Annotated in this window: 22 protein-coding genes; 16 read left to right on the top strand and 6 right to left on the bottom strand. The window is 45.2% G+C overall.

Annotated features, from left to right (window positions below; genetic code table 11):
* Positions 1-17: 17 nt before the first annotated feature.
* Positions 18-473 (bottom strand): type II 3-dehydroquinate dehydratase, encoded by a 456-nt coding sequence (gene aroQ / locus LN893_RS09885; protein WP_229969655.1) that lies wholly within the window; start codon positions 471-473, stop codon positions 18-20.
* A 185-nt stretch (positions 474-658) separates the two neighbouring features.
* Between aroQ and xerD the strand changes: the two genes are divergently transcribed.
* From xerD to LN893_RS09955, 14 genes are all read left to right on the top strand, one after another.
* The gene (gene xerD, locus LN893_RS09890; RefSeq protein WP_229969656.1) at positions 659-1558 is read left to right on the top strand and encodes a site-specific tyrosine recombinase XerD; all 900 of its coding nucleotides are present in this window, start codon (positions 659-661) and stop codon (positions 1556-1558) included.
* 524 nt (positions 1559-2082) lie between these two features.
* The gene (locus LN893_RS09895; RefSeq protein ID WP_229969657.1) at positions 2083-3717 is read left to right on the top strand and encodes a beta-N-acetylhexosaminidase; all 1635 of its coding nucleotides are present in this window, start codon (positions 2083-2085) and stop codon (positions 3715-3717) included.
* A gap of 31 nt (positions 3718-3748) precedes the next feature.
* Entirely contained in the window at positions 3749-4249 is a 501-nt protein-coding gene (locus tag LN893_RS09900) for a hypothetical protein (RefSeq protein ID WP_229969658.1), read from the top strand.
* Positions 4250-4361: 112 nt separating this feature from the next.
* Positions 4362-5393, top strand: coding sequence for a quinone-dependent dihydroorotate dehydrogenase (locus LN893_RS09905; protein ID WP_229969659.1), 1032 nt, complete (start codon positions 4362-4364; stop codon positions 5391-5393).
* Positions 5394-5834: 441 nt separating this feature from the next.
* A complete protein-coding gene (locus LN893_RS09910; protein ID WP_229969660.1) occupies positions 5835-8471 on the top strand; it encodes an FtsK/SpoIIIE family DNA translocase in 2637 nt (878 codons plus the stop codon).
* Positions 8472-8495: 24 nt separating this feature from the next.
* Positions 8496-9140 carry an outer membrane lipoprotein periplasmic chaperone LolA1 gene (gene lolA1, locus LN893_RS09915; RefSeq protein ID WP_229969661.1) on the top strand — a complete coding sequence of 215 codons (645 nt, stop codon included), beginning with the start codon at positions 8496-8498 and terminating at the stop codon, positions 9138-9140.
* Between the two features lie 190 nt (positions 9141-9330).
* Positions 9331-10416, top strand: a complete 1086-nt coding sequence (locus tag LN893_RS09920) for a J domain-containing protein (protein ID WP_229969662.1) — start codon at positions 9331-9333, stop codon at positions 10414-10416.
* Positions 10417-10564: 148 nt separating this feature from the next.
* Positions 10565-11389 (top strand): orotidine-5'-phosphate decarboxylase, encoded by an 825-nt coding sequence (gene pyrF, locus LN893_RS09925; RefSeq protein WP_229969663.1) that lies wholly within the window; start codon positions 10565-10567, stop codon positions 11387-11389.
* A gap of 100 nt (positions 11390-11489) precedes the next feature.
* Positions 11490-11957 (top strand): YehS family protein, encoded by a 468-nt coding sequence (locus tag LN893_RS09930; protein ID WP_229969664.1) that lies wholly within the window; start codon positions 11490-11492, stop codon positions 11955-11957.
* Positions 11958-12049: 92 nt separating this feature from the next.
* Positions 12050-13336, top strand: coding sequence for a DUF2851 family protein (locus LN893_RS09935; protein WP_229969665.1), 1287 nt, complete (start codon positions 12050-12052; stop codon positions 13334-13336).
* A 29-nt stretch (positions 13337-13365) separates the two neighbouring features.
* Positions 13366-14628: a hypothetical protein gene (locus LN893_RS09940; RefSeq protein WP_229969666.1), complete on the top strand. Its 1263-nt coding sequence runs from the start codon at positions 13366-13368 to the stop codon at positions 14626-14628.
* A gap of 44 nt (positions 14629-14672) precedes the next feature.
* Positions 14673-15311: a NeuD/PglB/VioB family sugar acetyltransferase gene (locus tag LN893_RS09945; protein ID WP_229969667.1), complete on the top strand. Its 639-nt coding sequence runs from the start codon at positions 14673-14675 to the stop codon at positions 15309-15311.
* Positions 15312-15450: 139 nt separating this feature from the next.
* The gene (gene trhO, locus LN893_RS09950; protein ID WP_229969668.1) at positions 15451-16419 is read left to right on the top strand and encodes an oxygen-dependent tRNA uridine(34) hydroxylase TrhO; all 969 of its coding nucleotides are present in this window, start codon (positions 15451-15453) and stop codon (positions 16417-16419) included.
* A gap of 240 nt (positions 16420-16659) precedes the next feature.
* Positions 16660-17514: a nucleoside phosphorylase gene (locus LN893_RS09955; RefSeq protein ID WP_229969669.1), complete on the top strand. Its 855-nt coding sequence runs from the start codon at positions 16660-16662 to the stop codon at positions 17512-17514.
* A gap of 90 nt (positions 17515-17604) precedes the next feature.
* On the opposite strand, the gene LN893_RS09960 is transcribed toward LN893_RS09955, so the two are convergent.
* Both LN893_RS09960 and LN893_RS09965 read right to left on the bottom strand, forming a co-directional pair.
* Positions 17605-17904 (bottom strand): hypothetical protein, encoded by a 300-nt coding sequence (locus LN893_RS09960; protein ID WP_229969670.1) that lies wholly within the window; start codon positions 17902-17904, stop codon positions 17605-17607.
* Between the two features lie 89 nt (positions 17905-17993).
* Entirely contained in the window at positions 17994-19007 is a 1014-nt protein-coding gene (locus tag LN893_RS09965; RefSeq protein ID WP_229969671.1) for an acyl-CoA reductase, read from the bottom strand.
* Positions 19008-19120: 113 nt separating this feature from the next.
* Here LN893_RS09965 and LN893_RS09970 point away from each other — a divergent pair, with 113 nt between their 5' ends.
* Both LN893_RS09970 and LN893_RS09975 read left to right on the top strand, forming a co-directional pair.
* A complete protein-coding gene (locus tag LN893_RS09970) occupies positions 19121-19471 on the top strand; it encodes a 4Fe-4S dicluster domain-containing protein (protein ID WP_229969672.1) in 351 nt (116 codons plus the stop codon).
* Between the two features lie 205 nt (positions 19472-19676).
* Entirely contained in the window at positions 19677-22313 is a 2637-nt protein-coding gene (locus tag LN893_RS09975) for a valine--tRNA ligase (RefSeq protein ID WP_229969673.1), read from the top strand.
* 420 nt (positions 22314-22733) lie between these two features.
* Here the strand turns inward: LN893_RS09975 and LN893_RS09980 are convergent, their stop codons facing one another.
* The 3 genes from LN893_RS09980 to LN893_RS09990 all read right to left on the bottom strand — a co-directional run bounded on the left by LN893_RS09980 (position 22734) and on the right by LN893_RS09990 (position 25600).
* Positions 22734-23330 (bottom strand): hypothetical protein, encoded by a 597-nt coding sequence (locus LN893_RS09980; protein ID WP_229969674.1) that lies wholly within the window; start codon positions 23328-23330, stop codon positions 22734-22736.
* A 46-nt stretch (positions 23331-23376) separates the two neighbouring features.
* Entirely contained in the window at positions 23377-23892 is a 516-nt protein-coding gene (locus LN893_RS09985) for a hypothetical protein (protein WP_229969675.1), read from the bottom strand.
* A gap of 313 nt (positions 23893-24205) precedes the next feature.
* A complete protein-coding gene (locus LN893_RS09990) occupies positions 24206-25600 on the bottom strand; it encodes a dihydrolipoamide acetyltransferase family protein (RefSeq protein ID WP_229969676.1) in 1395 nt (464 codons plus the stop codon).
* Positions 25601-25686: the final 86 nt, after the last annotated feature.

Below are 25686 nucleotides of genomic sequence, written 5' to 3' on the forward strand. Positions count from 1 at the left end.
AGGTTTAACGCCTGTGGTTACGCATTATTGGAGCCAAAACCGATCTTTTTCGGCTTCATGCGCTCAAAGTACTGTAAGGCAAGGCGGTAACTGTCCAAGCCAAAACCGCTGATGCTGCCTGTGCAATACGGTGCTATCATGCTTTTATGGCGGAAAGCCTCGCGTGCAAAAACATTAGAAATATGAACTTCTACCACAGGCGTATCAATTGCTTTGATGGCATCCGAAATAGCAACCGACGTATGGGTATAAGCACCTGCATTAAGCACAATGCCTTTGTAAGTGAAGCCTACTTCGTGCAGTTTGTCAATCAGTATTCCTTCGGTGTTCGACTGAAAATAACTTAATTCCAGGTCAGGGAAGTTTTCTTTTAGCTCCTCAAAATAATCTTCGAAAGAGCGACTGCCGTAAATACTTTTTTCACGCGTGCCTAACAGGTTCAGGTTTGGTCCGTTTAGGATGAGTATCTTCATAATTCAGCGGCTAGTGCCATTTGCAAATTTCCGAAACCACAAAGGTAAGGATTAACTATCTTTGCCATACATTATTGGCAAAAGAAACTTAGACAAAAGTAAGAGAGCGAGTATGTGTTTCTCTCTTTTGTCATTCGTCGAATCGTTTTTTGTCAGATTTTTTAATTTCTAATTCATACTTATCCTTGAACTGGCCGATCTGCATAAAACAATTTGAGCAATACCTGCGCCTGGAGAAGTCGCTTTCTGGGCACTCAGTAGAGGCTTACCTGCGCGATATCCGAAAACTGACAGAGTTTATTGATTATAAAAAGGCACAGGTGCAGCCAGAACAGGTAAGCCCAAGTTTGCTACGGGAATTTTTGGAGTGGATTAATGAGCTGGGCATGACGGTGCATTCGCAGGCGCGTACGTTGTCGGGTATCAGAGCTTTTTACAAGTTCCTGATTATGGAAGACATGATGCAGACCGACCCAACGGATACGATAGAAGCGCCAAAAATGGACCGAAAACTGCCTGACACGCTGCACTTTCATGAGATAGAGCAGATGCTGGCGGCCATAGATTTGTCAACACCTGAGGGAACAAGAAACCGCGCTATTGTAGAGACGCTCTACAGTTCAGGACTGCGGGTATCGGAGTTGCTAGACCTGAAAATGAGTAACCTGTACGAAGACATGGGCTTTTTGAAAGTGGCAGGTAAGGGAGACAAAGAGCGTTTGGTGCCCATTGGTCGCGACGCTCTAAAACATATCCAACTATACCGCGAAGGCATTCGCTGCCATCTTACTATAAAAAAAGGCCACGAAGATATATTGTTCCTCAACCGCAGAGGAGCAAAGCTTACGCGCGTGATGATTTTTACCATCATCAAAGATCTGGCAGCTAAAGCTGGTATACAGAAAACGGTAAGCCCTCATACTTTCCGCCATTCCTTCGCTACCCACTTAATAGAAGGCGGTGCCGACCTGCGTGCCGTACAGGAAATGCTAGGCCACGAATCCATCACCACTACTGAAATCTACACCCACTTGGAACGCGATTACCTTAAACAAGTGATTAAAGATTATCATCCGCGTAGCTAGAATCAGGATTTGCAGGACTAGAGGATAGGAAATTTACTTTTGCAAATGTAAACCCACCCCAAGCCCCTCCAAAGATGGAATTTTTTGCAGCTATTATGGCTGAAAAAATAACTGACGCGAATCTCCAGATTCGTGACTTGCTAAAGGTGGGGCCTGTAACTGCACGGGCTCGTAGAGACCAACAAAGGCTGCTCCATATGTTGTATATTTTGCTAAAGGAAGGCACAAGCCCAACTTCACACTCAAACATACTCACAAAGTCACGAGACAATTCTCACGACAGCTGTGGCAGTCGCGTGATTGGGCTTTTCAAGCCCGTCAAGCCACAGACTCGACATTATTTATAAGTCACGGGAAAGATTCCCGCGCCTGAACGACTAGAATCAGTTTAGGAATGATTAGAATTATACATCGAGCTACAAAGTCAACAACTAAATCATGCCCATTAGAATATTAATTTATCCTTAACTTTCGTCATAATAAATCCTGTTCATTCTATAATCCTGTAAATCCTGATTCTAAACATGCACCACCTTTTAATTCTTCTGCTATTAATCGTTAGCTATTTGCCAGTACGTGCCCAAAGTATAAGCAACGTTACTCCAAAGCCTGTGGAGTTTGCCCAAACAGGTAAAGAAGCAGTAGTCGTAAATGGTAATACTACTATTGTGTATGATGCTTTTTATGCGGATCAGGCCGTTTATTTGAAAGGATTAGTTAAGGAGCAGGTTGGATTAGACCTGCAACTGCAGGCTGCCAGCCAGAGCAAAGGAGTTAAAGACGGCACAATCACGTTGGTGCAGGACGAGAAAGCAATAACAAAAGATGAAATGTATACTTTGGTGGCTGCTGGTAAGGATATCACCATCAGGGCAAAGGATACAAGGGGAGCGGTGTACGGAATTCAGACCTTGCTGCAGTTGCTGTCCTTACAGCAGGTGAAGTCGGTGCAGGTGCCAGCGGTGTCGGTAACGGATTACCCGCGCTTCGCTTACCGCGGCATGCATTTGGATGTGGTGCGACACATGTTTCCTGTTTCCTTCATCAAGAAGTATATCGATTACCTGGCTTTCCATAAATTCAACACCTTTCACTGGCACCTTACCGACGATCAGGGCTGGCGTATCCAAATCGATTCTTACCAGAAGCTGAACAGCATAGGTTCCTGGCGCAAAGAAACGCTGATCGGGCATTTTAAGGATCAGCCTGCTCGCTACGATAATACCCGTTACGGTGGCTTTTACACAAAGGAGGAAGTGCGGGAGGTGATTCGTTATGCCACCGTTAGAGGTATAGAAATTATTCCTGAAATTGATATACCTGGACACAGCAGGGCTACCATTGCGGCTTACCCCGAATTTAGCACCAAGCCCGATACCACGTGGAACGTTGCCACCACCTGGGGCATGTATAACCGCCAGAACAATGTCTTGGCCCCGCGTCCTGAAACTTTTAAATTCTTAAGAACCGTATTCCACGAGGTAGCAGAATTGTTTCCGTCTAAGTACTTCCATTTGGGCGGCGACGAAACAAGCAAAATGTGGTGGAAAGCTGATCCTTATTCTCAGAAGTTTATAAAAGACCAAAAGCTGAAGGATGAGAAAGGGCTGCAGACTTACTTTATAGAACAAGTGGCTAGTTATTTGGCCGAAAAAAACAAAACTGTTATTGGCTGGCATGAGATTCTGGAAGGGGAGTTGCCAAAGTCTACCATCGTCATGAACTGGGGCGGTGAAAAAGAAGCCATAGCCGCCGCTAACCGTAAACATAAAGTAATCATGTCACCAGGCAAGCCGCTGTACTTCGACCATTACCAATCCAAAGATCCGAACGACAGCCTGGCTATACATGGCTATAATACCGTTGATGCCGTGTACAATTTTGAACCTGTACCAGAAGCTTTGCGCAAACAAAACCTCGACAGCTACATCATCGGAGCCCAGGCTAACGTCTGGACAGAGTATATGGGCAGTCCCGCCAAAGTAGAATACATGATCTTCCCCCGCATGACTGCATTAAGTGAAGTACTTTGGACGCCAAAAGAGCAGCGGAACTATGCAGACTTCAAAAGAAGGTTAAAGACTGCTGTTATTCCGCGATATAAAACATGGGGCAGCAATTACTTTCGCAATTTTGAGAAGTGGACGGCGGAGAAATAGGGCTATCGAACTTAGTTAGCTACAAGTAAAGATGAAATTAGAGGAATTAGCGAATACAGAGAAAGAGCTTTATTCTGTAGTGACCTCCTTGGGAGGAACATTGAAAGAAAAAGAAAAGCACCTTGAAAAACTACGAGTTTTTGAGGAGTACTATAAAGTACATCAAGCGTACGCACAGTTGCATGTTAATAGCTTAGAGGCTCTTAAGAGAGCGCTTTTCTTGTCATGGTATGTAAGGGTTGAGGCGCCTGCTCTTACTGGCATAAGAGAACTTGATATAACGGCTGAACATGATATTATCAAGACGCTAGACGAAAAGCTGAAGCATAATAAAATAGATTATGAATTAGAGTGGATGCTTAGCCACTACGCTACCTGGGATGCTGTGTTTGATGATTTTGAAGAGTACAAGACCTTTCAAAGCAGATTAGGTCATACATCTGTTGAAATGCCAGCTTTCATTGACCATAGCATAATGAAAGAGAGAGGACAAATGGGAATCTACTGGAGTTTCATTTCTTTACTTGGATGACGAGTCTGTTGAAATTTGAAAAGTGGTTGATTTAGTAAAGGAAAAAATCTTCAGTTAAAGTAATTGGATTTCTATCTTTGCAGGCAGTAACCTATACTTAACTTCAGCTGCCGTGTATAAAAGCCTCATCCGCCCGCTACTCTTTAAACTAGATCCTGAGAAAGTACATTACCTTACCGCCGATGCGCTGAAAGCAGCTTATAGTTTGCCTTTGTCCAAAAGCATTAGCAGCAGTATGTTTCAGGTGCAGGATAAGCGGCTGGAGCGGGAGTTGTTCGGGCTGAAGTTTCCGAATCCTGTGGGATTGGCCGCTGGTTTCGATAAGGATGCAAGGCTGATTGATGAGTTTGAAAACTTTGGGTTTGGGTTTATCGAGATCGGAACACTTACTCCGAAACCGCAGGAAGGTAATCCGAAGCCGCGTCTGTTCCGTTTGCCACAGGACCAGGCTATTATCAACCGAATGGGCTTCAACAACGAAGGTGTGGATGCTGCTGTAGTACGTTTGCGCCAGCGGAAGAGTAACATCATTGTGGGCGGCAACATCGGCAAAAACAAAGTAACCCCTAACGAAGAAGCCACATCCGACTACCTCTACTGCTTTAAAGCGCTGTATGATGTGGTAGATTATTTTGTAGTGAACGTAAGTTCTCCGAATACACCCGACCTGCGAGCACTGCAGGAGAAAGAGCCATTGAAACAACTGCTGCTTACGTTGCAGGAGCAGAATGCTAAAATGGTTAAGCCTAAGCCTTTGTTGCTCAAAATTGCCCCAGACCTGAACGAGGGCCAGCTAAACGATATTATAGAAATTGCCATAGAAGCCAAATTGAGCGGCATTATCGCCGCCAACACTACCATCAGCCGCGAAGGTTTAAATACAGCCGCTACACGCGTAACAGAGATGGGAGCAGGCGGCTTAAGCGGAAAGCCGCTCACAAAGCACTCTACCGAAATTATCCGTTACCTGCGCAAGCACCTGCCCCAAGAGGTTAAACTAATCGGTGTAGGCGGTATTATGACACCAGAGGATGCAATAAAAAAACTAGAAGCAGGTGCCGACTTGGTGCAACTCTACACAGGTTTCATCTACGAAGGCCCCAGCCTGATCTCTCGCATCAACAAAAAGCTTTTGGGAAAGTAGGCTATAGTTTAAAGTTCGCATGGTTTTCTAAAACTCTGGCTTAGATGAGATAAATGGCCGTTGTTGTGTGTTTTCACCAACAACTAAATAGACAGTAGCTTGAGTGGAATCGTGTTTCATTCCTATTCTAGATTTTTGTGCTTGTTGGTGAAAACACACAACAAGGGCAGGGACTTTGATCATTTTTAAGATAACTTCTCTTAGGGGTTAGAGGCTCTCGAAAAAGACAAGTAATGGTAAGGGTGGTGCGATCGCATCTGCTCTAGAAAACCTTCAAACCTGCTACAGGCACAAAGATATCAGTGCACCAACTGCGTTTGGGAGAATATTCTTCTGTCTTACGTCCTGGGTCTTATATCTCTTTACAAAATTGCCTCGCTTTTGCTTAAGGGTTTCATTCAAAAAAATGTAAATTTGAAATCTTAACTTTAGTCGAAGGGTATGGCAAAGAACACTTACAGAAATGAGGCGGTTAATGGTGGGCGTGTAAGAAACGAAGCTCGTGGACGTAACGAACCGCGACGTGCAAATACGCCTGTGGCCGAAAAGCCGAAGAAAGCAAAGAAGAACTGGAGTTTCAAACTACCTTCGTTCAGCTTACCGTCTTTCGAGATAGGCTTCCTGAAAGACAGACGCTTTAAGCTTTTTGTTGGATTCTCGTTTCTGCTTCTTTCCTTTTTCCTAACTATCGCATTTGTATCCTATCTTTTTACAGGCCCTGCCGACCAAAGTGTAGTAGAATCTGTGGACGGTACTGGTTTGAAAGAATCGGGGCAGGAGGCAGAGAACTGGCTCGGATTATTTGGAGCCTGGGTGTCGCACCTGTTTATTTATGACTTATTGGGGTTAGGCGCCTTTTTTATTATTCCTGTTGTCTTTTTTGCTGGTACCCGCATTGTGTTCAAGCGAGTTGCCGTGTCACTTTCATATGTACTAGGCTTTTGCAGCTTTTCGATGCTTTGGCTTAGCCTGACGCTGGGCTATGTTGTATATGCTACTGATGCTATTGATAAGCTTGGTTTTTTAGGCGGAGGTATTGGTATAGAAGCAGCTATTTGGCTGAGCAGTTTAATCGGCTGGGGCGCTGGCCCGCTATTGGGCTTTCTGCTATTGGTGTTTATAGTTGGGTTCTTTAACATAACCAGCATGGAGTGGGGCTTTAGCAGAGCTGCAGAATCAATTCATGACGAGGAAGACCTGGAACCTTTGAGAAAACATGGCACGCTGCGCGATGTGCTGCATGCCTCTGCTAACTATAGCGTAAACCATGCCACTGACCCAACTGCTTCGCTGGAGCCTGAAGAGGAAGAACTTGTGGAAGAGGATGATGACGAAGAAGAAGCGATTAGTCGTGCACTGGAGCTGGAACTACAGTCTATTAAACCAGAGAAGCCAGAGCCTGTCAAACCTGCAAAACCTGCTACTCCTACCTTAGAACTGGAAATTGACCAAGAGATAATAGAGGAAGAAGCTGCGGCAGAATTCGATACATCGGAGGAAGAGGAGGAGGTGCTGGACCTGCAGATAGAGCAAACGCCTGAAGAGGACGAGTTGCAAGGTATAACCACAGAAAACTACGATCCTACCCTAGATCTAGCCCGCTACCAGTACCCGACTATTGATTTGCTGAACGACTATGGTTCAAGCAAAATTCAGATAAGTGTAGAGGAACTGAAAGCAAACTCCGATAAGATTGTCGAAACGTTGGGGCACTACAATATTGGTATTGCAAGTATTAAAGCCACTACTGGCCCAACTGTAACGCTATATGAGATAGTGCCAGATGCAGGTGTGCGTATCTCCAAAATAAAAAACCTAGAAGATGATATTGCACTTAGCTTAGCGGCTTTGGGTATCCGTATTATCGCGCCTATTCCTGGCAAGGGAACGATAGGTATAGAAGTGCCGAACACCAAGAAAGAAATGGTGTCCATCAAGTCTATTCTCTCTACAGAGAAGTTTATGAAAAGCGAGATGGACCTGCCAATCGCTTTCGGTAAAACTATCACCAACGAAGTTTTTATTACCGACCTTGCTAAGATGCCCCACTTGCTGATGGCAGGTGCTACAGGTCAGGGTAAGTCTGTTGGTCTGAATGCGATACTTACCTCGTTACTCTACAAGCGCCACCCTTCGCAGCTGAAGTTTGTACTCGTTGACCCTAAAAAAGTGGAATTGTCGCTTTTCAATAAAATTGAGCGACATTTCCTGGCCAAACTGCCTGATACTGAAGAAGCGATTATTACGGATACTAAGAAGGTAGTGAATACGCTGAACTCGCTGTGTATGGAGATGGATATGCGCTACGACTTGCTGAAAGATGCAGGCTGTCGTAACCTGAAAGAGTACAACCGCAAATTTGTGGAGCGTAAGCTTAATCCAAAAAAAGGGCACAAGTTTATGCCCTACATTGTACTGGTAATAGACGAGTTGGCCGACCTAATGATGACTGCTGGTAAGGAGGTGGAAACCCCTATTGCGCGTTTAGCACAGCTGGCCCGAGCCATTGGTATACACTTGGTAGTAGCTACGCAGCGTCCGTCTGTGAACGTTATTACGGGTATTATCAAAGCCAACTTCCCCGCACGTATCTCTTTTAAAGTAACTTCTAAAATTGACTCGCGCACTATTTTAGATGCTGGTGGCGCTGACCAACTGATTGGACAGGGTGACATGCTTTTCTCAATCGGATCAGATATCATCAGGATACAGTGCGCCTTTGTAGATACGCCTGAGGTTGATCGTATTTGTGATTTTATAGGAGAGCAGCAGGGCTATGACGATGCTTACTTACTGCCTGAGTTTGTAGGCGATGAAAGTGGCTCTGAGAAAAGTGAATTTGATCCGAGTTCTAAAGATCCTTTGTTTGAGGAAGCTGCACGTATTATTGTACAGCACCAGCAGGGAAGCACTTCATTATTGCAGCGTCGTTTAAAACTGGGCTATAACCGTGCAGGCCGCCTGATCGACCAACTGGAGTCTGCAGGCATTGTGGGGGCGTTTGAGGGAAGCAAGGCCCGTGAAGTTTTAATTCCCGACGAATACAGTTTGGAACAGTTATTGAATACAATGCAGTAAGAAGTTTTTATTTAAAATATCAACATGAAAAAAGTACTTACCCTCTTACTGATGGCTTTGCTATTTGTGAACATCGCAAACGCACAGCAGGACCCACAGGCAACCAAAATTCTGAACCAGATGAGCCAGAAGTATAAAACCATGAAAGGTTTTAAGGCAAATTTTGTGCAGACGCTGGAAAATTCATCAGCTAAGGTGAAAGAGACCATGGAAGGCGATATACTGGTAAGCGGGCCTAAATACCGTTTAGAAGTTAGTGGCCAGGAAATTATTAACGACGGCAAACTGATGTGGACCTACCTAAAGGATGCCAACGAAGTAACGATAACCGAAAACGATGCTGAGGCAGAGGCTATGTCGCCGAGCAAGATTTTCGATATGTATAAAAAAGGCTACAAGTACGCTTATGCTGGTACCGAAACAAACGGTGGCGAAAAGGTAGATGTGGTGGAACTGTCCCCTGAAGACCGTAGCAACCCGATCTTTAAAGTGCGCCTGTACATCAGCCAGAAAGACAAAACTCTTAAGAGCTGGCAGATGTTTCGTAGCAACGGTAACCGCTATACCTACAGCATCAAGAATTTTCAGGCAAATCCAACCCTTGCCGCCGATAGCTTTACTTTTAACAAAGCAAAGTATAAAGGTGTTGAAGTGGTAGATTTGAGATAATATTTAAAACTTAGACAAAAGCGGCTGTTCTGATAGGAGCAGCCGCTTTTGCTTTTTAAAGCCCACGTTAAATTCTTTTTCCAAGAAGAAAACCCTTGAGTTGTTGAGTATCATTGTGGGGCTGATTTCGTTTAAAAACCTTAAGCGCGGCAAAAGCTGCTTATCAACAAAAAATATGATATTGTAAATTATGCCAAAGGAAGATGCTATTGTAAAAGGGCTTGTGCCGCAAATAAGTGCTAAAGACAAGAGCCAGCTTTCAAAGTTGCAGCGGCAGTTTAACAACAAGATCGATAAAATAAACAAGCTGAAACAAAAGTTAGTAGAGCGGCAGAAGGTACTGGACCACGCGCAGGCAAGGGTACAGGAGGAGATTCGTCCGCTAATAATGCAGCTTGTGGACGGGCGGGTTAAAATGGTGAAGCTGCTGGACAGATCGTACGACAAGTCTCTTTTCAAGAAAAGGGAAAGAGATAAGATTGCCATGCTTATCGAAGATTTGTCTTATACCTTGATTGAGGCTTACGGGGTGGAGGAACTGATTGAACTGCACGATAAATATGCTGATGTCTCTTATGAAGATGCTGCCAGACAGGCTGAAGAGGAGTCGAGAGAGATAACGGAGGATATGTTACGAAATGTTTTTGGGCTGGATATAGAGCTGGACGAAAACAGTAGCTTTGATGATCTGCAGAGCCAGATGGAGCAGCAGTTCGATGAGAGGGAGAAGGAACAAGAGAAAAAGCAATCAGCACGAAAAAAAACAGCGACTCAGCTGGCAAAAGAGGAGAAGATGAAGGCGGAGATGGAGAACATCAGCAAAGCCAGCCGCCGTGTGTATACTGAACTAGCTAAAATGCTGCACCCTGACAGGGAGAAAGATGAGGCCGCGAGAGTCTGGAAAGAGGAAGCCATGAAAAAGGTAACACAGGCTTACAAGCAGGACGATTTTTTTGAGTTACTACGGCTGCAGATGGAGTACATGGAAAATCAGGATCAGAACCTGGACCAACTTTCGGAACAACAGCTGAAATATTACCTGAAAATTCTGAACGAGCAGGCAAAGGATTTAGAGGATGAGGATTACGAATTCAACTTCAGCCCTGATGCTGACTTCTATCGTCAGTACTGCGGCACCCCAAAGCAAATGGATCAGAAGTTCGGTACTGCTAGAAACGAGTTGAAGAAACAGCTTACGCAGCTAAAGCAGGATATACAAAACTTTGAAGATCCTGCTTATCTCAGGGCATTTTTGAAGGAATTTCGGTTCAGATAATCTACCTGGTTCTTCACAGCAAAGGAAATAAGATAAATTATTGCCAGTGCGGTAAGCAGCTGTGGCAGGCAAGCAGCAGAAAGAGCAAATATAATTTCACAGGCTGTCTCATATTTATACTTTTGTAGTTCAAAATCCCTGACACCCCATGACAAGAGAGCACCTGTTCAAACAAATCCTGAAAAAGAAGTCGTACCTATGCATCGGCCTCGATACCGATCCCAAGAAGTTGCCGCAACATCTGCTGGATTTTGAAGATCCTGTTTTTGAGTTTAACCGCCAGATAGTAGAGGCAACCGCCGATTTGTGTGTAGCATATAAGCCAAACATTGCTTTTTATGAGGCACAGGGGCCAAAAGGTTGGATAAGCCTGGAGAAAACGCTGCAGGTAATACCTGAAGAAATTTTCACCATTGCGGATGCCAAACGGGGCGATATCGGGAATACTTCCGAACTGTACGCCCGTGCTTTTTTCGAAACGATGAATTTCGATTCTGTAACCGTTGCGCCTTATATGGGAGCAGATTCAGTGAAGCCTTTCCTGGTGCAGGGCGGCAAATGGGTGATTTTGCTGGCCTTAACTTCTAACCAGGGTAGCCAAGATTTCCAAATGCTGAAGCTGGCCGACGGCAACGAGGAGTACTTGTTTGAGCAAGTCCTGCGCGAAAGCGCGAATTGGGCAAGTGCTGGACAAATGATGTACGTAGTAGGTGCCACACAGGCAGAGTATGTGCAGCGGGTGCGGGCTATTGTGCCAGACCACTTTCTGCTTGTGCCAGGAGTAGGCGCACAAGGCGGTAGTCTGGAAGAAATCTCCAGGCTCGGCATGAACCAGCAATGCGGCCTGCTTGTGAACTCCTCCCGTGCTATTATCTACGCTTCTTCAGGTGAAGATTTTGCTGAGAAAGCCAGAGAAGCAGCTTTGGAAGTACAGCAGGAGATGGAGGCGCTGCTAGAGCAGTTGTTGGGGTAGGAAGCTTTTTTCTTATCCTGGTTAATTCTCTTGTAAAACTGCCTTTTGTAAGGGAATATTTAACTCTTCAGCATCACTGCTGCATATTAAATGCTAACAAATGAACAATAATGATATTCTACGCCGCATTCGCTATGCTTTTGATTATAACGATGTAATAATGATAGAGCTGTTCGGCTCAGGAGGGATGCAGGTAACGCGTGAAGAAGTTAGCGCCTGGCTCAAGAAAGAAGAGGACCCTGAGTACAAAGAACTGGGAGACGAGCACCTGGCGGCTTTTCTGAATGGCTTAATCAACGAGAAGCGTGGTAAAAAGGAAGGACCACAGCCTGAGCCAGAGAAGCAATTGAACAATAACATTATCCTGCGGAAGCTAAAGATAGCACTGAACCTGAAGGACGAGGACATGCTGGATATCCTACTCCTGGCAAACTTCAGGCTTAGTAAGCACGAGTTAAGCGCCTTTTTCCGCAACCCAAGCCAGAGTCAGTATCGTCCGCTTAAGGACCAGATTCTGCGCAATTTTTTGCATGGCATGGAAATTAAGTATAGGAACAAAAAAGGTTAAGCTAAGCCTTTATAAAGTATAAGTGCCTGTTCCGTAGCTGTTATAGTTGATTTTGTTCCGCACTTTCTGCATCTTGTAGGATAAAATACCCCATGAAAGAAGCTTTCCTACACTACATCTGGCAGCACCAGTACTTCGAGAAAACGGAGCTGATGACGGTGGAGGGGGAGCAACTGCAGGTGTTGAAAACAGGCTTTTACCATACCAATGCTGGTCCAGATTTCAAGGAAGCACTGATAAAAATTGGAGACGTGGAGTGGTCGGGGAGTGTGGAGGTGCACCTAAAAGCATCGGATTGGCAGCGGCACCAGCACCAAACAGACCAGAAGTATAATCAGGTGGTGCTGCACGTGGTGTGGGAGGCAGATCAGGAGATTCTGCGAACAGATGGCACCGCTATACCTACTTTAGAACTCAAGAACCGTGTGGAGCCAATTATGCTGCTGCGTTACGAAAAGCTGCAACAGGCTATTAGTACCATTCCTTGCGCCAGTTTCTGGCCTACTGTACCCGACATTACAAAGACCATGATGCTGGAACGTGCCCTGACGGAGCGTCTGGAGCTAAAAGGGGAGGAGGTGTGGGAGATATTCAGCAACTACGGCAACGACTGGGAACAAACCACCTATGCTATACTTTGCAGAAGCTTCGGTTTTAAGATAAACCAACAGGCTTTTGAGATGCTGGCGAAGGTGCTGCCGTGGCAGGTGGTGCGGAGGCACCAGCATAACCTACTACAATTAGAGGCGCTGCTATTTGGACAAGCTGGTTTTCTGGAGGAGGTGCAGGATGAGTATGGGCAGCAACTGCAGAAAGAGTATGTTTTTCTAAGCCATAAGTACAAATTAAAGCCTATGCAGCGGCACCAATGGAATTTCCTGCGGATGCGGCCTGCCAATTTCCCGACTGTACGGCTAAGCCAACTGGCAGTGGTACTGGCACAGCACCAGCATTTATTTACCATGTTACTGGAAGGGCAAACTATAAAGCAATATGAAAGTTTGTTTATAGTACCTGTGTCTGCTTACTGGCAGCAGCATTATAATTTTGGCAAATCATTAAAAACAACGCAAAAAAGCATCGGGAAGAGCAGTGTGCAGAACCTTATCATTAATGCGGTGGTGCCTTTGCTAGCGGCTTATGCACAGTATAGCCAGAACCGCAATTATTTAGAAAAAGCGATAGCTCTGCTGGAGAAAGTGAAGGAAGCGTCAAACAGCATCACGCGCCATTATGAGGAACTAGGTTGGCAAGCCAAAACTGCTGCTGATAACCAAGCAGCGCTGGGGCTTTATAAATTATACTGCGGGCCCGTAAATTGCCTGCGCTGCGCCATCGGCAATAAAATCCTGAAACAAAGCCCGCTCCGCATCTCGTGAATCTGCTGGTATACTTACTAAACATATTAATGCTGGGGGGGCTAGTGTGGTGGCTGCGGAAACAGAACTGGGCAGAGGAACTTCGGCCTTACTTTTTTCCTGCGTTGCTGCTAAAGCTGCTTTGTGGCGTGCTGCTGGGGCTGCTGTACTTTAAGTATTACGGTGGAGGTGATACAATCGCGTATTTTAAGGGTGCCCTAAAACTATCAGCTTATGCAAAACAAAACTTTGCTGGCTATACACGGTTACTGTTCCTGAATGAATTTGAAAGTGATACTTTTAAAGCCACCATTCCCTTTTCAACTTATCCATCTTTCTCCAATTCTTTTTTCACTATCAAGATTATTAGTGTGCTGAACCTGATAACAGGCAGCTCCTATTATTTGAATGGTCTGTACCTTTCGCTTTTCAGCTTTTGGGGAGCGGCAAAGCTGGCTGCCACACTAATAAAGCTGTTCCCAAAGTATAAAGTGGCGGCCATAGCAGCTTTCTTATTCTTTCCGTCGGTAATTTTTTGGACTTCAGGTTTATCCAAAGATTCTCTGATGTTTGGGAGTATGTGCTGGGTAGTTGCTTTTGCTCTTACTGTGCCACAGCGTGTAAACTGGACTGCTTCGTCTCTTGCCCTACTAATGTTGTGGATCTTTTATAAGATAAAATTTTTCTTTGCGTTTATCGTGCTGCCCTTGCTTGTGCTCTATGTGCTGGTGAAAGTGTTAGCAAGGTCAATTCCTTTATTTCAGCAGCGTAGGGTGCAGTTGCTGGCTTTAACTGTGGCTCTTATAGTAGCAGGCATAGCCGCCATACCTGTTTTTCAAATTTATAGAGACGGTTTTCTGTACGAAAACATTGTGCAGAACTATAACGATATCTTAGCGCTTTCAGAGGGCAAACCAACCATAAACCTACAAATAGAGCCTACACCACAAAGCATTATCAGAAATGCGCCAGAGGCCTTATTAAGCGCTATTTATAGGCCATTTATCTGGGAAGTTGATAACATGCTTTACTGGGCTGTTGCCGCTGAGAATGTGCTGTTAGCTATATTATCTGTTATGGGAGTTATAGGAGTTGTACGAGGTAAGTTTAAAGTAGAGGTGGAGCACGTTACACTACTAGCTTTGGTGCTTGTGGTTGGTGCTATCTGCGGACTTACTACGCCTAATTTCGGCTCTCTTAGCAGGTATCGGGTGGCTTTTCTACCATTCCTGGTTTACCTGTTGCTGCAGGGTCATTACAGCAACCTTCTGTTGACAAAACTGAAAATGTTAGGCAGCAGGAGAAGTTTTTAATCTACTGTGCTTCTTCGTACCTTTGCACCCAAATTAGATAGGCTATGCAAAATCCCGTAATTATACTTGGTGCTCAAAATTTAGGTACTGCCGCGTTAGATATTTTCTATAGCAATAGTGTTGTTGTGTACTGCTTTCTCGATGATAGCAAGAACCTACAGCAGCAGGAAATCAATAACGTGTCGGTAATGAGCAGCACCGAAGACAGCGAATTTTTAAAGCTGATAGGCAAGAAGTGCGATGTGTTTGTGGCAGTTGAAGGAACTCCAGAACGCAAGTCGCTGGTTAAAATGCTGAAGGAGGAGTACAAAGTGGTTCCTGTAAATGCTATTCACCGTTTTAGCTCAGTATCAGAGTTTGCATGGCTAGGACATGGAAATATGATAGCGGCAGGTGCTGTGGTAAATAACAATGCGAAAGTTGGCGACAACTGCCTGATACAATCCAGAGCCGTGGTAGATACTAATGCGCAAATCGGCGACTACGCTCAAATTGGGGCGGGTGCCATCATTAATTCTGAAGCTGTAATTGAAGAAGGTGCTTTTATAGGAACTGGTGCCGTAGTGGTGTCTGGTGTAAAGGTCGGCAAAAATGCCCGTGTAGGCGCTGGCTCTGTGGTAGTAGCCGATGTGCCTGCCAAAGCAACTGTTTTCGGAAACCCAGCGGCAGCCATAAAAAGTTAGAAAATTAGAAATTTAGTAGGTTAGAAAGTTGTTCTAAGTCAGAACCTAGAACATTGCTTAGCACTGTAGCATCTAACTTTTTCAAAATTAAGAGATAATCAACAATTAAATTTTAACACTAAGCTGAAACTTAGCAGTTATGAACAAAACCTATAGCATATTACTTTACTACTGCTACACACCGATAGCAGACCCTGAGGCATTCCGTGAGGAGCATCACCTGTTGTGTCTGGAGCTGAATTTGCTCGGCCGCATTATTGTATCTAAAGAAGGGTTAAACAGCACGGTGTCTGGTCTGAAGGCAGACTGCGACAAGTACATGGAAATAATGAAAGCCGATCCGCGCTTTGCCAAAACCGATTTCAAAGTGGATGAGTCGGATGCGCATGCTTTCACGAAGCTGCATGTGCGTACCAAAGCCGAGATTGTGCATTCTGGTCTGCTGCATATAGATCCAAACCAGCGTACAGGCGTGCACCTCTCCCCGAAAGAGTTTAAGGATATGAAAGACCGCGAAGACGTTGTGGTGCTGGACGTGCGCTCGGACTATGAGTACAACGTGGGCCGCTTCAAAAACGCTGTTACCTTAGATATCGAGAACTTCCGTGAGTTTCCTGAGAAAGTAGGAGAGCTGAAAGAAAAGTATAAAGATAAGAAAATACTGACCTACTGCACAGGCGGTATCAAGTGTGAGAAAGCCAGCGCCTTTTTGCTGGAGCAAGGCTTTGAAAACGTGTACCAATTGCACGGTGGTATTATTAAATACGGCATAGAGGCTGGCGGCGAAGATTTCGAAGGCAAGTGCTATGTATTTGATAACCGTGTGGCAGTAGACGTGAACAAGGTAAACCCAAAAGTAATCTCTAAGTGCTACGTTTGCGATACAGAAAGCGATCGGATGGTAAACTGTGCAAATCCTGTGTGCAACCTGCATGTGGCTATCTGCGAAAAGTGCGGATGGGAAATGGAAGGCGCTTGCTCTACAGAATGCAAAGGCCATCCAGAAAAGCGCCCGTACGATGGCACTGGTTACTATCAAAAAGAAATGAACGGCTATAATCCACTTAAAGGATTCAACCGAAAAAAGAAAACTGACGTACAAGTATAAGTATTCTCTAAAGCTCAAGAAAAGCGTGTGTTTGTATAAGCCACGCTTTTCGCTTTTTATATCTACCTAGATGTTATATTTTAGACATTAGATGATAGACTTGCTCCCATTTTGTTAAAAAACTACGCGCTTAGTTTCATTTATTTAATAATCCGAAAAGGAAAGTACCTGTATTGTTATTTTGATGTTTAGAAATTTATCTAGCATCTAATACCTAGCATCTAAAATCTCAATTTCCCTATGGCCATACCTGCATCCGAATTAATTATCAATCCAGACGGTACTATTTACCATCTCAACTTGCTGCCAGAGCACATTTCTGATACCATTATAACAGTTGGAGACCCTGAGCGAGTGGCAAAGGTTAGCCAATACTTCGATGAAATTGAAGTGGAGGTGGCGAAGCGGGAATTTGTGACGCACACTGGCTACTACAAAGGCAAACGAATTACTGTCATTTCTTCGGGCATGGGCACCGATAATATTGATATTCTGATGACGGAGCTGGACGCGTTGGTGAACATCGATTTTATGACACGGGAACCGAATGCAGAGAAAATCTCCCTCAAAATTGTGCGTGTGGGTACCTCTGGTGCGCTGCAAGGAACGGTGCCATTGGGAAGTCACCTCGCCTCGCACACCGCTATCGGCCTTGATTCGCTGATGGAGTTTTATCCGCTGGAGCAAAGCGAAGAAGAAGCAAGTATAACTGGAGCGGTACAGCAGGCATTAGGCATTGGTTTCAGACCTTATTTCGTGACGGCTTCTGATGCTCTTCTTCAGAAAGTTGCTTATGATATGATTCCAGGTAATACCCTTACCTGCCCTGGTTTTTACGCACCGCAGGGGCGTGTACTAAGAGGCGGTTTGCGAAACCCGAAGTTGCTGGAGCAATACCAAAATTTCCGATCAGGTGATTTTAAGCTGACAAATTTTGAAATGGAAACCGCTGGTTACTATAGCATGGGGCGCCTACTGGGGCACGAAGTGTTGTCGGTAAATGCCATTGTAGCAAATAGAGTAGAACACACCTTTGCAGCGAACGCCGATGAAGTTATTGATGACCTTATCGTAAAGGTGCTGGAGCGTATTTAACAAGCTAAATGGTGACAGTGGCACACCCTCTATAAACAGCGAGAGCAGGCATAAATGCCTGCTCTCGCTGTTTATAGAGGGTGGTGATTCTTAGAAGAATTCGATAGCAACAATGGCACTGATTGGAATAGAGCAACCTGCTTTTAAGGTGATAAATTTTTCGTCTACTGTCCAGACAGTTGTGGCTACGCGCTTATCTTCACCATCGGCAGTTCTAAAAGTTATTTCTACTTTACCATGATAAGCGTTGCCTAAAGTAGAGGCTCTGTTTAAGTTCCAAACTCTTTTTTTGCGAGCATCAGCATCAGTCAGAACATCTTCGTGGCCGAACTGTAAAAAAGGTATTTGCTCCTTCTCAACAAGTTCCGCAGGGGTGATTATAATATCCATGTCATTAATAGTTAGTATTGATGAATGAATATCCAAAGAAAGCTATGTAAAAGCAAGTATAGTGTTAGAAAATTAAAATAGTAGTATGCTCACAGCTGCTGCAAAAAAATCAGCGTATCCACACCATCAGCATAATCCCATACCATTGGGCATTGTGCCCGCCCGAACGGAATGCTTCCTTCCAGCCAGCCATGTGCAGATACCACAACCTGAGTTTTCTCTTTTACAGCTGCTAATTTTTGGCGTAAATCAGCCAACGAGCTAAAAGTTTCATAAAAGAGAACAGAGATAGGCGATACCATCTGCTCACTTGGAGTTACCAGCATAAAACCATTATCGAAGTGTGGCGCGCGGTTTACCAGTAGTATGGATTTATTATAGTCGTAGTTGTTCTGGTACTTGTAGTGATTTATGATTGTGCTGTGGCGGAACTCGTTTGCCTCGAAAAACTTATCGAAAGTATAACCTTCTGGTACAAATACTTTTGATACGTTTCGGCAGCCTAAGCCATAGTAGCGGAAGAAATCTTCTCCTAATGCACTTAAATCATCGGCTTCTTCATGCCCTGTCAGAACGCCTAAACTGGTGCGGTTTCTACGGATAATATGAGGGCGCTTAGCAAAATAGTATTCAAAATAGCGGGAGGTATTGTCAGAGCCTGTGGCTATGATGGCATCGGCATCTTTCAGAAGATCTACAAATTCAAAGTTATTAGCAAAGGCTGGTTCTATAGCTACCAACATGTTAGCCAACCTTCTGAGCAAAACATCATCATCGGAGCTAAGCTTTGCCAATAGGTAGTGCCCGCTAATTAGCACGGACAGAAAATCGTGGAAACCTACCATCGGAATATTTCCTGCCATTACGACGCCAACCTTTTTTTGTGTAACCTGTTTAAGTTGATAAGGGTACACCCATTCCCGAAGGTATTGCTCATCGAGCATGGTGATGATACCATCCAGGGCAAAGAGAACATTTTTCTCGTCGAACCAAGGATTTTTGGCTAGGGCAACGTAAGCGAGTGCTTTACGGTCTTCATCTGGCATGTTTTGCAGTTGCTTCCCAAGTTTCACAAAAGCTTCAATCCTGTTCTCTAAAGTCATGGCAAAAGGGGTATTGTAAAATTTTATTTGATAAGGATACTGATAGTTCCTAATTTTGTTGTTGAATAAGTTCTGAATTACAAAAGTATAAAAAATATACAGGAGATACGATTATGGCGATAATGATCACTGACGAATGCATTAACTGCGGAGCTTGCGAGCCAGAGTGCCCGAATACTGCTATTTACGAAGGCGGTATGGAATGGACTTGGGGTGGCGGCACCGCGCTGTCGGAAGTGGAAATAGATGGTGGCGACGTAGTGCCAGGAGATGCACCGCAAACACCGATTTCAGATGAGTTTTACTACATCGTTTCAGATAAGTGTACAGAGTGTATGGGTTTCCACGAGGAGCCACAGTGTGCAGCTGTGTGCCCAGTAGACTGCTGTGTTGACGACCCAGACTACCGCGAATCTGAAGAGGAGCTATTGGCTAAGAAAGACTGGTTACACCAGGCCAGCTAAGATAAACAACTGAAGTTGTAGAAAGCCTGCCCTCTCACAGGGGCAGGCTTTCTTGTTTACGTTACCTTGATGAATGACGGCTCAAACTTTAGAGATGATGTCGAGTGGTTTGGCACGTACTCACCGAAGAGATAAGTCTTTCTTCTTTTGTCTAATGGTCTTTTGTCTTTTTTCTCTAATTTTGCCATCCAAATAGCTCAATACGATGTCGATTTCAACAAAATATAACCCAAAAGAAATAGAGCAGAAGTGGTACGACAGCTGGATGCAGCGCGGCTTCTTCCGTTCTACACCTAATCCCAAAAAAGAGCCTTATACCATTGTGATTCCGCCGCCAAACGTAACAGGCGTGCTGCACATGGGGCACATGCTTAACAATACCATACAGGATGTGCTCATCCGCAGGGCCAGGATGCAGGGAAAAGAAGCTTGCTGGGTACCAGGCACCGATCATGCTTCTATTGCCACCGAGGCAAAGGTAGTGGCCATGCTGAAGGAGAGGGGCATCAACAAAAGCGACCTGACACGTGAAGAGTTCCTGAAGTATGCCTGGGAATGGAAAGAGAAGTATGGCGGCATTATTCTGGAGCAGCTGAAGAAGCTTGGAGCCTCCTGCGATTGGGACCGTACCCGCTTCACGATGGAAGAAGACATGTCGGCTGCCGTAATTGAGGTATTTGTGGATTTGTACCGCAAAGGCCAGATTTACCGTGGCGTGCGCATGGTAAACTGGGATCCGCAGGGCCGTACGGCTTTATCTGACGAGGAAGTAATTCCGAAAGATACCATGGCGAAGATGTACCACCTGCAGTATGAGGTGGTGTTGGAGGATGCTTCAGGGGAGAAAACGTATATAACTGTAGCAACGTCTCGTCCTGAAACCATCATGGCCGACGTGGCCGTGGCGGTGAACCCGAACGATGAGCGTTATACACACCTGCATGGCAAAAGCGTACGCATTCCGTTGCTGGGCAAAGAAGTTCCAATTATTCTGGATGAATATGTAGCCATTGATTTCGGTACGGGTGCCTTAAAGGTAACGCCTGCGCACGACCTGAATGACTATGAACTGGGGCAGAAGCACAAACTGCAAGTTATAGATATCCTGAACGACGATGGCACGCTGAACGAAATGGCGCAGCTGTATGTAGGGCAGGATCGTTTTGCCGCACGCCGTAATATTGTGAAAGACCTACAGGAAGCAGGGCTGCTGGCGAAGATAGAAGAGTATAAGAGCGTACTACAAACATCTGAGCGCACAGGTGCGGTAATTGAGCCGCGCCTTTCAATGCAGTGGTGGTGCAAGATGGACAAAATGGCTAAGCCAGCGTTGGAGGCCGTGATGGAAGATAATATTAAGCTGCACCCGCCGAAGTTCAAGAACATGTACCGCTCCTGGATGGAGAACGTGCACGACTGGTGTATTTCACGCCAGCTGTGGTGGGGACAGCGTATACCTGCTTTTTACCTGCCTGATGGCTCTCATGTAGTAGCCACTACAGCAGAGAAAGCGTTGGAGCTGGCGCGTAAAGAAAGCGGAAATGAGCAGCTTCAGCTATCAGATCTGCGCCAGGATGAGGACGTGCTCGATACCTGGTTCTCTTCGTGGTTGTGGCCGATCTCTGTTTTTGATGGTTTCAAAGATCCTGACAACAAAGATATCCTATACTATTACCCAACCAATGACCTTGTAACGGCTCCTGAAATTCTGTTTTTCTGGGTAGCGCGTATGATCATGGCTGGGTTCGAGTTCCGCAACGAGCTGCCGTTCCGCAATGTGTACCTGACAGGCATTGTACGCGATACGCAAGGCCGTAAAATGTCGAAACAGCTAGGCAACTCGCCAGATCCGCTTGACCTGATTGAGCAGTATGGAGCTGATGGCGTGCGTGCAGGTATGTTGTTCAGTTCGCCTGCTGGTAACGACTTGCTGTTCGATGAGAAGCTTATTGAGCAGGGCCGTAACTTCAGCAACAAGATATGGAATGCTTTCCGACTGATAAAAGGCTGGGAAGTAGACGAAAGTCTGCTATGCCCGAACGAGACTGCTATAAAGTGGTTCGAGTCGCGCTTTAACGAGGCATTTGTGCAGATTGAAGATCATTTCAGCAAATTCCGTATTTCGGATGCGTTGTTGTCGGTTTACAAACTGGTATGGGATGATTTCTGTTCGAATTACCTGGAGATGATCAAGCCAGCTTACCAGCAACCAATCGACAGGCAAACCATAGATACAACTGTTAGCTTCCTGGAGAAGGTACTAAAGGTGCTGCACCCGTTCATGCCGTTCCTGACAGAGGAAATCTGGCATGACCTGAAGCAACGTAAAGAGAAAGAATACCTCATTGTTGCCTCCTGGCCTAAAGTTGAGCAATTTGATAAGGGCCTGATCGAGAAGATGGATCGTGTGCTAAATGTTGTTGGTGCTGTCCGTAATGTGCGTAACTCTAAAAACATAGCGAACAACAAAGCCTTGGATTTAGCTATAAAGGCGACTAGTGGCGCAGATTATGAGCAATTCTTAGGTATCATCCGTAAGCTAGCAAACATAGAAGAGGTTTCTTTTGTGGAGGACTCTTTAGACGGAGCTATCAGCTTTGTGGAAGGTGGCGACGAATTTTTCATCCCAATGGAAGGAAACATTGACGTTGCCGCTGAGCGCGAGCGTCTGCAGAAGGAGCTGGAGTACACAAAAGGTTTCTTGGTTTCAGTGGATAAAAAGCTTAGCAATGAACGTTTCGTAAGCGGTGCGCCAGAAGCCGTGATCACTAACGAACGCAAGAAAAAAGCGGATGCTGAAGCAAAGATTCATGCGATAGAGCAGAGCTTAGCTGCGCTTTAAAAATATAGAAGCAAGTATAAAATAGCGGCGGCTGTTCTCGTGAGGGAGCAGCCGCTGTTTGTTTTTGTATATAAGTCTGGCGCGGGATCCATTCCCGTGCCTAATTACAAAGTCGAGTCTGCGACTCGATGGTTTGCGTGTTTCGTAAGGCTTACCACTTCAAAATCAACTACTATTTTGTCATTTCGAACAAATTGAGAAATCTGGGTTTATGATTAAGATCTCTCCTTGCGGCGAGACGACAGGTAAAAGGGTGTAATCGAAAGGCTAAAGGAGGTTTTTTTTGCAATTTGCTGACTTTGTTGGACTCTGCAAGCCCGTGGAGTCACAGACTCCACATTGTTAAAAGTCACGAATCTGGAGATTCTCGCCATGTAATATTTTGTCAAACAACTATCATAGCTGAAGTACTACTTACTATTACTGGCTCTGTAGTTCTCCTAGAATACCTTCTACCTGAGTTGTATACATAGGCAGCACATCAGTCAGGCCTTCTTTCTTCTTGCCATAGCCAATTTCTACTTTCCGCTGCTCTATACTATAAGTTAATAAGCCTTGTTCTGCTTCGGTTAAATAGTAAAGCTTAAGCGGAGCAGCAACTGTTGACACAGCATAAGTTCTGAAGGTGAAATCGTTGGTAATGCGCTGCTGCTTCGAAGGTTGGTCCAGGTAATCTTGCGTCACAACGGTATCGAGGTGGATGGCGCTTTCTACTTCGTAAATGGCTTTAATATCGCTACCCTCAAAGTGCCAACTGCGGATATTATGTGGGCCCTGCTGCGTGGTATCATACTTTGCTTTCGACAGATCGATGAGGGAAACTATACTGAATAGTTGCAAATCGTTGGCTATAGTTTGCAGTGATGGGCTAAGGGTGCTGTTATCGTTAATGTAGTAGCCCTTATTACTTTGAAGTATAGCAAAGTCCTTTTCCAAGTCTTTTTGTAGCTGTGGCGTGGCCACAGTTGCCTGAAGCAGAAATAGCCTGAAGGTAAGCAGAAGATGCAGGATCAGCATAAGTATAAAATCTGTCTAACGGGTGCAGCGCAAAAGCCGTGCTGCATTACAGCCTTGAGTTATCAACCACAGTCCAGTTGATAGTGCCGTTTGCAACATGGAACTTCAACAGCAGGTAGCCACCTGTGTGTCCGTCTTCATAGTACGCCATAGCGTAGCGATCGTTCAGGATGCGGCTATCACGGATGGCCATAGTGCCTCCTAATTGCCCATCGGCTGGAATCAGTTGGCGTTGCTTACGGTTCAGGTCATTCATAAGGTCTGACTCTGGGTTTCGTAGCCCTCTGCTCTGTAACTTCCGCACATCGGTCTGGCTCATAGTTCCGAACTCATCTACAAAGGAAGCTCCACTAGGTGGCACCATTTGCATGGTATCAGGCGGTAGCATTATTTTCTCTAGTGAGTCAGAAGTAGCTTGTTCCTGCTCCAGTTGCTGATCTATTTCAGCCAGTTTATCATCCGCTATGGCCAGGCGGCTTTCAGCTTCACTTTTCTGCCTGTAAAAGTATAGCGCTAGGAAAAGAAAAATAGCGGCTAAAATCCAGGGTATGGCGCTTCTCATAGTTACTGTAGTTTTTGTCTGTAAACGGAAAATAAGGTATAGAGGTCTAAGTTAGCGAAAAGGGAAGAAGTGGCAAGAGGCAGATCAGCATACTATTTATTTTTCAGCCAGCTGTCCTCATAACGTCCTCCCAGCATGTGGGCGTTTTATACACTATGTGGCAACTGTCCTCAGCAAAGACACTTAATGACTTCATAAATACAGAGGAGATCTTTTAATAGCGGTTCTCAGATAAAAAAAGGCCTGCTTTATAAAAAGCAGGCCTTTAGAAGAAGGCTAAAAGTTGTGGTTTCTTTTTTCTTCTAATAATGTTTTAAATTGTTGTGTTCGGATCAAAGTTCTCCAGGTAATCAGCTACACGGCGCACAAACATACCTCCCAACGAGCCGTCTACTACGCGGTGGTCGTAAGAGTGCGACAAGAACATGAAGTGGCGAACACCAATCAAGTCTCCTTCTGGTGTTTCAATCACAGCAGGCTTTTTCTTTATAGCACCTACGGCCATAATAGCTACTTGCGGCTGCATAATAATTGGCGTCCCCATTACATTACCAAACGAACCAACATTGGAAACAGTATAAGTGCCGCCCGAAAGATCGTCTGGAGTGAGTTTATTGTTGCGTCCACGGTTAGCCAGATCGTTCACCTTTTTGGTCAAACCATTTAGGTTTAATTGGTCAGCATTTTTGATGTTCGGAACAATTAGGTTACCACTTGGCAAAGCTACAGCCATACCAATGTTAATGTCTTTGTGGCGGATAATGTTGTTTCCTTCCACAGACACGTTGATCATTGGGTAATCTTTGATAGCCTTGGCGATAGCATCAATAAAAAGAGGCGTAAAAGTAAGGCTTTCACCCTCACGCTTTTTATACACATCTTTCCACTTGTTTCTCCAGTTTACCAGATTGGTTACATCGGCCTCTACAAAGGACGTAACGTGCGGCGAAATACGCTTGCTTTCCACCATGCGATCAGCAATCATCTTGCGCATACGGTCCATCTCGATGATTTCATCGCCACCGCTAACAGAAGCTGCGGGCTTAGCAGCAGGGACTGGCGTAGCCTGAGGCTGAGCGGCAGGTGCCGAAACACTGGCTGTTGAAGCCTGAGTTTGTGGCTGAGCCTGCTGTGGTGTAGCAGTTTGTTGTGCAGAAGTTTGCTGTGGCGCGTTTTTACGGCTCTCAACATAAGCCAGAATATCTTTTTTAGATACCCGACCTTCGCTTCCTGTGCCTGGCACATATTCCAGTTCCTGCATCGAAATGCCTTCTTCGCGGGCAATGTTCAGCACCAGCGGAGAGTAGAAACGGCCAGAAGCAGGCTGATCTAGCTTCGCAACATCACTAGCCTCGGTGGCGGCTGGAGCCTGCTCTTGCGTGCTTGCCTCTTGTGCTGGCGAAGCATCTGTTGCAGGTGCTTCTGCAGAAGCGGCGGCTGGAGCATCGCCGCTTGTAGTGTCTTCACCATTGGTAGAGATAATGGCGATAGGAGCGCCCACAGCCACTACATCACCCTCTTGTACCAGTATTTCTTTCAGAACACCAGCTTCCAGTGCTGGTACTTCTGTATCCACTTTATCTGTAGCTACTTCCAGTACCGATTCGTCCTCTTCTATGGTATCACCCACATTCTTGAGCCATTTCAGAACGGTACCTTCCATGATACTTTCGCCCATTTTGGGCATAACCATTTCTACAAGTGCCATATTGTCGATATTCTTTTTAAGTAGATTCTTGTTAGACTTACGTAGGGTTTGTTGGGTAAAATTGGTGGCTAAAAGGCAACATACTA

Origin of the sequence: Pontibacter harenae, from assembly GCF_020907245.1 — a bacterium.
GTDB lineage: Bacteria > Bacteroidota > Bacteroidia > Cytophagales > Hymenobacteraceae > Pontibacter > Pontibacter harenae.